The sequence below is a fragment of the Gemmatimonadaceae bacterium genome (assembly GCA_036003045.1).
Taxonomy (GTDB): Bacteria; Gemmatimonadota; Gemmatimonadetes; order Gemmatimonadales; family Gemmatimonadaceae; genus JAQBQB01.
This window is the reverse complement of sequence record DASYSS010000019.1, coordinates 1-10,427: the sequence shown is the minus strand read 5'-3', so window position 1 is coordinate 10,427 and position 10,427 is coordinate 1. Positions and strand designations below refer to the sequence as shown.

General features: G+C 65.4%; 7 protein-coding genes. 2 read left to right on the top strand and 5 right to left on the bottom strand.

What is annotated here, in order from left to right:
* Nucleotides 1–71: 71 nt before the first annotated feature.
* Nucleotides 72–1,196 carry a 4-hydroxyphenylpyruvate dioxygenase gene (gene hppD, locus VGQ44_03660; protein ID HEV8445884.1) on the bottom strand — a complete coding sequence of 375 codons (1,125 nt, stop codon included), beginning with the start codon at nt 1,194–1,196 and terminating at the stop codon, nt 72–74.
* A gap of 179 nt (nt 1,197–1,375) precedes the next feature.
* On the opposite strand from hppD, the gene VGQ44_03655 reads away from it, so the two are divergent.
* Nucleotides 1,376–3,064: a serine/threonine-protein kinase gene (locus VGQ44_03655; protein HEV8445883.1), complete on the top strand. Its 1,689-nt coding sequence runs from the start codon at nt 1,376–1,378 to the stop codon at nt 3,062–3,064.
* Between the two features lie 56 nt (nt 3,065–3,120).
* Nucleotides 3,121–5,211 carry a DUF2723 domain-containing protein gene (locus VGQ44_03650; GenBank protein ID HEV8445882.1) on the top strand — a complete coding sequence of 697 codons (2,091 nt, stop codon included), beginning with the start codon at nt 3,121–3,123 and terminating at the stop codon, nt 5,209–5,211.
* On the opposite strand, the gene VGQ44_03645 is transcribed toward VGQ44_03650, so the two are convergent.
* From VGQ44_03645 to VGQ44_03630, 4 genes are all read right to left on the bottom strand, one after another.
* Nucleotides 5,208–7,214 (bottom strand): acetoacetate--CoA ligase, encoded by a 2,007-nt coding sequence (locus VGQ44_03645; protein HEV8445881.1) that lies wholly within the window; start codon nt 7,212–7,214, stop codon nt 5,208–5,210. The two genes, VGQ44_03650 and VGQ44_03645, sit on opposite strands and share 4 nt — an antisense overlap.
* 8 nt (nt 7,215–7,222) lie before the next feature.
* The gene (locus VGQ44_03640) at nt 7,223–8,971 is read right to left on the bottom strand and encodes a M28 family peptidase (protein ID HEV8445880.1); all 1,749 of its coding nucleotides are present in this window, start codon (nt 8,969–8,971) and stop codon (nt 7,223–7,225) included.
* 27 nt (nt 8,972–8,998) lie between these two features.
* Entirely contained in the window at nt 8,999–9,463 is a 465-nt protein-coding gene (locus VGQ44_03635; GenBank protein HEV8445879.1) for an FKBP-type peptidyl-prolyl cis-trans isomerase, read from the bottom strand.
* Between the two features lie 66 nt (nt 9,464–9,529).
* Nucleotides 9,530–10,427 (bottom strand): hypothetical protein (locus VGQ44_03630; GenBank protein HEV8445878.1); only part of this gene is annotated, 898 nt, incomplete at its 5' end.

The following is a 10,427-nucleotide window of genomic DNA, read 5'->3' as shown; positions in this document are numbered from 1 at the left end:
GTTGGGCTTCCGGAACGCCGTGTGTCGTTTGCGAGGGATTTGGCCAAGCGTGTGATAGATCGGCATGACAGTCAGAGATTGCCGCGAAGCGCTTGCTCTCGTTCGATCGCTTCGAACAGCGCCTTGAAGTTTCCTTTCCCGAAGCTGCGCGCGCCCTTTCGCTCGATGATCTCGTAGAACAGCGTCGGCCGGTCCTCGACGGGCTTCGAGAAAATCTGCAGCAGGTAGCCGTCGGGATCGCGGTCGACGAGGATGCCGAGCTCCTCGAGCTTTTCGACCGGCTCGTCGATCTTGCCGACGCGGCTCTGAAGCTCGTCGTAGTACGTCGTCGGCGCGTGGAGGAACTCGACGCCACGGTCGCCAAGTGCACTCACGGTGGCGATGATGTCGTTCGTCGCCAGCGCCAGATGCTGCACACCGGGGCCGCGGTAGAAGTCGAGGTATTCGTCGATCTGGGACTTCTTCTTGCCTTTCGCCGGCTCGTTGATCGGGAACTTGATGCGCTCGTTGCCGTTCGCCATCACCTTCGACATCAGCGACGAATATTCCGTCGAGATGTCCTCGTCGTCGAACGAGATCAGATTCTTGAAGCCCATCACGCGCTCGTAGAACCCGACCCACGTGTTCATGCGCCCGAGCTCTACGTTGCCGACGCAATGATCCACGTACTGCAGCCCGGTCGGAGCCGCCTGATAGTGCGGATCGCGGCGCTCGAAGCCCGGAAGAAACGCGCCGCGATAATTCTTTCGTTCGACGAGCGAGTGGATCGTGTCGCCGTAGATCTTGATCGCCGCGACGACGACCTCGCCGTTGTCGTCGCGCAACGCACGCGGATCCCCCGCCGACTCGGCGCCGCGCTCCAACGCCTTCGCGTGCGCGTCGCGCGCGTCGTCGACCCAGAGCGCGATGTCGCGCACGCCGTCGCCGTGTCGGCGCACGTGCTCGGCGATCTCGCCGTCGGGACCCAGCGGCGTGGTGAGAACCAGACGAATCTTGTTCTGCGTGAGTAGGTAGCTCGCGCGGTCGCGTACGCCCGTTTCGGGTCCTCGATACGCGGTCAGCTGAAAGCCGAACGCGCTCTGATAGAAATGCGCCGCCTGTTTCGCGTTGCCGACATAGAACTCGATGTAGTCGGTGCCGTTGATCGGAAACGTGTCGTGCGCGGTCGTCTCGGCAGGCCGGGTCTGCGTGGCCATGTTCGCTCCGTGTCACCCGATGGGAGGAGTCCGGCCCGCAACCTCCGCGTGTGCGGCGCCGTACTGCGTGTACCCGCTCCACGTGCGACTCGTCGTCGCGCGCTGTCGGAAATGCTAGGCAGCCCGTGTCTGCAGGTGAAGACCTGCGCGACGGCCCGCTCGAGGATAATGTATAAGCGGTGACGACCGGCCTCCCCGTGCAATACGACGACTTCAGCCGTCTCGCCGAAGCGCTCGCCGGCCAGTATGAGCTGCGCCGCGAAATCGGACGCGGCGGCATGGGCGTCGTCTACCTCGCGCGCGACGTTCGCCTCGACCGCCGCGTCGCCATCAAGACGCTTCCGCCTCACCTCGCGAACGACCCGATCGTGCGCGAGCGGTTTCTGCGCGAAGCGCGAACCGCCGGAAGCCTGTCGCACCAGAACATCGTCCCGATCCACCGCGCCGACGAAATCGCCGGCCATGTGTTCTTCGTCATGGGCTTCGTCGACGGCGACTCGATGGCGCAGCGAATCCGCGCCCTCGGCCATCTCGATGAGCGAGAGGTCGTTCGCGAGCTGCGCGACGTTGCGCTGGCGCTCGACTACGCGCACGCCAACGGCGTGATCCACCGCGACGTGAAGGCCGAGAACATCCTCGTCGAACGGTCGAGCGGCCGCGCGCTCGTCACGGACTTCGGAATCGCACGCCTCGCCGAAGCCGCGCCTCTCACCGCGACCGGCCAGGTGCTGGGTACCGTGTACTATCTCAGTCCCGAGCAGGTCGCCGGCGAAGCGGTCGACGCGCGCAGCGATCTCTATTCGCTCGGCGTCGTCGGCTTTCTCGCGCTGAGCGGCCGCTTCCCGTTCGAGGCGCAGCTTGCGTCGGCCGTGCTGCTCGCCCACGTGACAAAGTCGGCTCCAGCGCTGCGCTCCCTCGCCCCGTTCGTCGGCACACGGCTCGCGTCGGCGATCGACCGCTGCCTCGCCAAGGATCCGGCCGCGCGTTTCCAAACGGGCGCGCAGTTCGCGCGCGAGCTCGCCGAGATAGAAGCCGCGTTGCCCGGTGCCGGCCTCGAGGCTCCGCGCGTCCTGGTGTCCGATTCCGACGCGCAACACATCTGGGAGCGGGCCGCGCACCTCCAGGAAGCGACGGGCTCACAGCCGTTGCCCGCGCTACCCATCATGAACGCGCGGCCGCGCGAGGCGCCGACGTCCGGCTACTCGCTCGACGACGTGCGCGGATCGGCGCGCGAGGCCGGGATCGCCACCAAGGCCATCGACCGCGCGATGGCGGAATACGGACTGGCCCCGGCGAACACGGCGAACACGGCGAACACGGCGAACACGGCGACGCCGGCGCCGTTGACGATCGCCGATCTCGCGCCGAAGAAGAATCGGTTCCTGGGCGAGACGTTGCTCCTCGAGTACGAGGTCGTGGTCGACGGCGAGGTTTCCGAGCGCGACTTCGACGTCCTCGGTAACGTGATCCAGAGGCACGCCGCCGGCGCAACCGGTACGTTGACCGCGGTGGGACGCTCGCTCAACTGGAGCTCCAAGATCGGCACGCGGAGGACGATCGTCACGATCGTCGCGCGGCGCGGCAAGACGACCATTCGCTGCACCGAGAACCTGCTCGATCTGAGCGGGGCGGTTTTCGGACCGACGATGGGGGCGGGCGGCGGCGGCATTGGCGGAATGGGATTCGCCGTGCTCATGGCCTCGCACCATCCCATGATCGCGGTCGTGGGTTGGCTGGGAATGATCGGCGCCGCCTTTGGCGCCGCGCGCGCGATCTACACGGGACGCGTTCGCGACCGGCGCGTGAAGCTGCGCGAGCTCGTCGACCAACTCGCGCTGGAAGTCCGCGACTCGATCGCCGGCCGATAGCCCGCACTGTCCGCACGCTTGACGGTGGCGGTTCGTGAGTGATAAAATCTTATCTTATGACCGGCGAGTCTCACCATCGGGGATCGCGCATCAGCGCTTCGCTCGTCGCGGCGGTCGCGGCCGTCGTCTTCTGGCGGACCGCGTATCCGACCATCACGTGGTGGGACTCGAGCAGCTATTCGCTCGCCGCGGCGACGCTCGGCATCCCGTCGCAGCCGGGATCGCTTCTTCTCATTTTCCTCGGCTGGCCGGTCGCGAAGCTCGCGCCTGGATCGCCGGCCCACGCGCTGAATCTGTTTGCCGGCGCACTCGCGGCACTGACCGTCGGTCTCGTCTGCGCCCTCGCACTGCGCCTGCTTCGCCTGGCCGAGGGCGGCCCTGCTCGACAAGCAGGCGACTGGCCTTCGGCGGTCGGCGCGGCACTCGGCGCGTTGACGCTGGCCTTCTCCGGAACACTCTGGGTGTACGCGGTGCGCTTCACACCGTACGTGCTGACGGCGGTGTTCACGTGTCTGACTCTCTGGGTCATGCTGCTCTGGTGGAAGCTCGCCGAGCACGACGACGCAGGGCGTTGGGTTTTCGTTCTCACGCTGCTGTTCGGGCTCGACTTCAGCGTCCACCGAACGAACGCGCTGCTCATTCCGGGCGCGGTGGTCTGGATCGCGATTCGCCGGCCGCGCACTTTGCGCTCGCCTCGAGCGATCGCCGCCGCTCTGTCGGGATTGGTCGTCGGCCTGGCGGTCCAGCTCCTACTGATGCCCGTCGCCGCGTTCACGCGCTCCACGCTCAACTTCTTTGAGCCGAGTTCGTGGGCCAGGTTCTGGGACTACGTGACGCTCAAGCAGCTCGGCGGCTCTTTTCTGCTCGGCGTGTTTCCGCGAAAGTCGGCATGGTGGTCAATCCAGACGATGGACGCCCTGCACGTGCTGCGCGACAACTTCTTGAACCTGAATGGGCGGTTGTCCGTTCTTGGTCTGCTGCCGGCGACCGCGGCGGTACTCGGCCTCGGAGCGATCTGGCGTGCGAACCGACGTCTGGCCGTTGCCATGGCATTGCTGATCGTGCTCCAAGTGGCGTCGACGGTTCTCTACTTCAACATTCCGCCGAACTTTTTTCGCACGTTCGACCGGCACTACCTGCCGATTTGCGTGACCATCGCGGTGGTAATGACGTGCGGCTTTGGCGCGGCAGTCCGGTGGTCGGCGGGATTGCTGTCCGACGCACCCGCGGTGCCGCGAAGATCCATAGGGGTCGCGGCGCTTCTCATCGCCATCGCGGTTCCGGCGCGCCAGCTCGCCGTCAATTGGAAGTCGCACGACGAAGCGCGGCAATTTTTCGCGGGCGACTACGCCGTAAACGCCCTGTCAGCCCTGCCGCCGAACGCGATCTACTTCACGGTCGGGGACAACGACACATTCCCCGTGCTGTACATGCAATCCGTCGAAGGCGTCCGGCGTGACGTCACGATCATCAACGAATCCGTCGCCAACATTCCGCGCTGGCCCGAACAACTGCGGCGCCGCGATCCGTCGTTCCCGATGTCGCTCGCCGTGGATGAGCGGATGCGGCTGGCCGGCCGCACCTGGGCCGACACGACCATCGTCGTACCGGTGCGCGGAAACGCCGCGGAACTCGGCCTGCCGCCTGATTCGCGTGTCCCCCAGTCGATCACGCTCGCCCCGACGCCGGTGTACGGTCGGCAAATGACGCCGTCGGACGTGCTGCTGCTCGACATCATCCGGACGAACGCCTGGAAACGGCCACTGACGTTCGCGGGCACCGGGACCAGAAACGCGATGGGCCCGCTCAAACGATATGGCCGCGTCGAAGGATTGTACTACCGCGCCGTGCCGGTGCCTGACCTGGCGCCGGATGCGCACCTGCTGCGACTTCGTTTGCTCGCCAGCGCCGACTTCCGCGGTTACGACGACCCGACGATTCCGCTCGACGAGGTCACGCGGAACATCGGGATGATGTCCTTCGGAATGCTGACGGATCTTCTCGAGGCGGACATGAAATCGGGCGACGCCGCGCAGTGTCGCGCCGATCGCGCCGCGGCGCTGACTCGACTGCCCCTCGACCGACTGCAGCCGTACCGTGAGCTTCGCGACGCCATCGAGTCGGCGTGCGGTGAGACCCCGCCCTAGCTCGCGAGGTCGGGAAGATCACGGAACAAGTCGAGCGCCGCTGGATTCGCCAGGGCGTCGACGTTCTTCACTGGACGGCCGTGCACGACGTCGCGCACCGCGAGCTCGGTGATCTTTCCGCTGATCGTCCGGGGAATGTCCGCGACCTGAATGATTTTCTTCGGCACGTGGTGCGGGCTCGTGTTGTTGCGGATCTGCGCGCGAATCTCGTCTCTGAGCGCGTCGGTCAGTGCCAGCCCCTCGGCGAGACGCACGAACAGCACGATGCGCACGTCGTCGCCGCCGTCGTTCTTCATGTCCTGGCCGATCACGACGCTCTCCACGACCTCGGGCAGCTGCTCGACCTGACGATAGATCTCCGCCGTGCCGATACGTACGCCGCCGGGATTGAGCGTCGCGTCGCTCCGGCCGTAGATGATCATTCCTTTGTGCGACGTGAGCTCGGCCCAGTCGCCATGACGCCAGACGTTCGGATATTGCTCGAAGTACGCCGCGCGATACTTGGCGCCGTCGGGGTCGTTCCAGAACGCGACCGGCATGCTCGGGAACGGCGCGGTGCACACGAGCTCCCCCGGCTTCTCGACGATGGAATCCCCGTTCTCGTCGAAAATCTCGACGCGCATGCCGAGCGCGCGTCCCTGCAGCTCGCCGCGCCATACCGGTCCGGTCGGGTTGCCGCCGGCGAAGCAGGAGATGATGTCCGTGCCGCCGCTGATGCTGCTCAGCCGGACGTCGGTCTTCACGTCGCGGTAGACGTAGTCGAAGCTGTGCGCGGCGAGCGGACTTCCTGTCGAGAGGATCGCGTCGAGCGCGGAGAGGTCGTGCGTCTCCCGCGGCTTGAGCCCGGCTTTTTCGGCGAGCGCCAGCCACTTCGCGCTCGTGCCGAAGATGGTGATCCGCTCGGCTTCCGCCATGTCCCACAGGATGGGACGATCGCGGATGAGGGGCGCGCCATCGTATAGCACAATCGTCGCGCCGAGGGAGAGACACGACACGAGCCAATTCCACATCATCCAGCCGCAGGTCGTGAAGTAGAACACGCGGTCGTCGCGTTTGACGTCGGTGTGGAGGCCGAGCTCCTTCAGGTGCTGGATGAGCGTGCCGCCCGCGCCGTGCACCATGCACTTCGGCAATCCGGTCGTGCCGGACGAGTACATGATGTACAGCGGGTGATTGAACGGCAGATGCTCGAACGCCAACTCTTGCCGTCCGGCGCTCCGCCCGAATTCGGGCCACGACGACCCGCCCCGATTGCTCCAAAACCCGGCAAGCGAGTCCGGGTGCGGAACGATCACGACGTGCTCGATCTCGGGAATCCGCGTGATGATCTCGGCAATGCGCTCGAGGCAATCGATATCGCGGCCCGCATAGCGATAGGCCTCGGCGCAAAACAGCACCTTCGGCTTGATCTGGCCGAAGCGGTCGAGCACTCCTGACACACCGAAGTCGGGCGAGCACGACGACCAGATCGCGCCAATGCTCGTCGCCGCAAGCATTGCGATCACCGTCTCCGGAACATTCGGCATGAACCCGGCGACCCGATCGCCGGCTTCCACCCCGAGCGAACGCAGTCCGCCGGCGATGCGCGTGACTTCATCATAGAGCTGCGCGTACGTGAGTCGCGTCTGCGCGCCGAGCTCGTTCCACGACACGATCGCCTCACGATCGTCCCGATAGCGGAGAAGGTTCTCCGCAAAGTTGAGCCGCGTGCCGACGAACCAGTTGGGTCCGAGGACTGGATCGGGCGGCGCCATGCGGTCGCGTCCGACGAGCACGCGCTCGCACGCGATATCCGGATCAGGTGGACCGGTCACGATCCCGCCGAACCGGCGAACCTCGAGCCAGAACAGCTCGACGTTGCGGATCGCCCATTCGTACAACGACTCGAAGTCGTGCACGGACTCGGCGCGGCCGTCGGCGCCGAGCGCGCGGACCTGGTCGATGAATCGAGTCAGGTTCGCGCGGGCGATTCTCTCAGCCGAGGGCGTCCAAATCGGCTCCATCGCCAATGCTACGGCCGATTCGACGGTGCAGTTACACGAGAGGTGTCGTTGAAGAAACGCGGCGCTTTGGGACAGGTCGTGCCCCAGCCCTTGTCGTCGACCGCGTTGCCGCGACCACCGCCCGCCGCTCCCCGCCCACCGGCCACGCCCAGAAGCGCCGCGCTCAGCTCGGCGCGTCCGCTCTGCGCGCCGCGACCACCGCCGCCGCCACCGCGCCCGCCGCGCCCGGCGGCGATGTCGGCTCGCTCGCGCGTGATGAACGTCGGATCCTCGGACGCAAGATAGGCGAGCATGGCGACGATCGTCGCGTTCCCCTTCAAATCATCGAACACGATCTTGTCGAACGAATCGCGGTTCGTGTGATGCGTGTACGTACCGTAGTCCCAGTTCAGCGAGCTGAGTCCGAACACCGGCGCGCCGTAACAATCGAACGAAGCGTTGTCGGTGCCGCCGGTCGCGGGTGCGCCGACGCCGGTGTAGCGAATCTGATCCTGGAACTCCTTCGGCAGCTTGGCGAGCCACGCCTGCATGTGTTCGCCCGCGTTGGGCAACCCGACGCCCGAGGTGCTCTGAATGCGTCCCGTGCCGTTATCCTGGTTGAAGCCCGCCTGAATCGCGCGCACGATCTCCGGATGGTCGTAGGCGTACGCGTGTGAACCGATGAGCCCCTGCTCTTCACCCGGCCAGTGGCCGACCATGATCGTGCGCTTGGGATGCGGATACGCGGCTTTCAGAATGCGCATCGCCTCCATCATCGTGATCGTGCCCGTGCCGTTGTCGGTCGCGCCCTGCGAGCCGTCCCACGAATCGAAGTGCGCCGAGAGGAGGATGTACTCGTTCGGCTTCTCGGTACCTTTGATCGTGCCGAACGTGTTGTACATCGGGACATCGGCGAGCGACTGAGCGTCCGCGTTGACACGGAGCTGCGGCCCCTGATGCCGCTCGGTCAAGCGATAAAGCAGCCCGTAGTCCTCGCAGCTCATCGCGATGCCGAGCGCCGTTTTGTTCTTCGTGTCGTAGACCGTGTACGTGCCCCACGCTCCGGCGAGCGCGTTGGCGAAGTTCGATACGATCACGCCGACCGCGCCCGCCTTCTCGATGCGCATCCCGAGATTGCCCGTCGGGTTGCCGGCTGTGACCGGGTAGCCGGTGTTCCGAATGCGCGTGGTCCATTCGTTGACGAGGTTAACGACAGTGGAATCCATGCGCGCCTTCGACGCCGGCGTCGCCATGGCGGCCCATTCCTCCTCGGGGCGGCACGTCGGGTAGGCGGGCGAGATGAGCACGAACTTGCCCTTCACGTTCGGCAGCCATTTCACGAATTCGTTGCTGTCCTTCACCATCGGCAGCACGATCGTCGTGCCCGTCACGTTCTTGCCTTCGGTGCCCGGACTGTCGCCGAGGATCGTCGCTTCCAGAGTGCGGACTCGCGGCTTGACCAAGTCGATGTGTGAGTAGCCGCGCTTCCAACCGCGCCATTTTCCGTACTGTTCGCGGCGCGCGTCGATGCCCCACGCGCGGTACATCTTCATGACCCAATCGCTCGCCTCGACGCCCTGAGGCGTGCCCGTGAGTCGCGGACCGATCGAGTCGAAGAGCGTCTGCGAAAGGTCCCACGTGTGCGAGCTGTCCATGCCGAGCGTCCACATGCGCGCGAGCACCGGGTCGCTCGACGCCGCGCTCTGCGCGCGCGACGACGACGGGAGCGAGACGAGGGCGGCACCGAGCACGACCGTGGTCAACAGTCGAAACGACATCGCGATTTCTCCAAGTGAGCGGAGGGTCTACGGGATTTCGTTCAGAATGACGTCGAAGACGAGCGTCGAATTCGCGGGAATCGGCGGCTTGTTGAATGCGCCGAACGCGAGCGCCGACGGTATGACGATGACGCGCTCTCCGCCCTCTCGCATCCCGAGCATACCGTCCTGCAGCCCGCGCACGACCGTGCTCAGATTTACCTCGCCTCCGAGCACTTGGTCGACCATCACTCCGTTCTTCAGATAGGTCTGGTAGCTGAACACCACCGTCGTCGACGACTCGAGCTCCGCGCCCGTTCCCTGCTTCAGATCCTTGTAATAGTCGCCCAGGTCCGTCTTCGTCATGCTCGCGATGACGATGGGTGGATTGAACGTCGACGCGAACGTCTCGGTCGCCGGGTCGCTGGGATTGTCGTTCGCCGGATCGTTTCCCGGAACGTCCAGGCATGCCACCAGTCCGAGCGCCATGATCGCCATCGCTAGACGTCGCATATCGTTTCTCGCTTGAGGACTCTGCGCGCTGCTCGCAAAGACGTTGAAAACGCGGGCGTGCCTGGGTCAGCGCACGCGCACGACCGACAGCTGCATCGATGCCGGTATCGGCTGGCCGTTGGACGTCACGGTCAGCAATGCATCTTGGCCGCTCGCCACCGAAAAGCGCAAGAAGGAGACGCCGTAGCCCGCCATGTTCAGGCTGACCGGCACGTTGTCCGACAAGATTCGTGTCAGCAGCGGGAACGCCGTGGACACCCCGCCGCCGGTCAGCACGCTTCGCGCATTCCACGACGGTTGCAGGTATCGCGGATCGACGCCCGGCGCGTTGTCGTCGAGGAAGACCGAAAGGGCCCAGTCGTGCAGCATCGACGACGGCGACGCCCCCAACGCGTTGGTGAGATTCGCGATCCCGCTCGTGTGCGAATTCACCAGGTTGAACCAGAACGCGTTCTCGGTGCCCGGCGGCAGATGGTCGGCCGCGTAGCGCAGGAAGCTCCAGATCGCCCCGCGCGTCTGTAGATCGTCGTCGAACGAGTTGAAGCCGATCGGTGCCTGCGTTTCAGTCGAGCCGAGGTACAGGCTGTACCGGCGGAAGTTGTTGATGGCAAAAACGGAATAGGCGTTCGAGAACAGCGAATCGGTAAATCCAGTCGCGTCGAGGTTGGTTCGCGGCGACCGCTTGGCCGAGGCGAAGAAGTTGAGCTCTTCCGCGATGTGGGCGAGCCCTTCGTCGAGCCAGGACTCCTCGAACGCGGTGCCAACGCCGTTCACGTAGATGCGGCGCGACGCGTTGATGAGATGCTGGTACTCGTGCGCGACCGTGCCGTTCGTCAGCGTGAGCACGAGCGACTTCGACCGCTTGTTCTGGTTGACGACCCCGCCCGTGTCCGGAACCAGCAGGTAGAACATCTCGGCGAAGTTGCTGCCTGCGCACGGGCCGCCCGGTGCCGTGGTCTTGGAA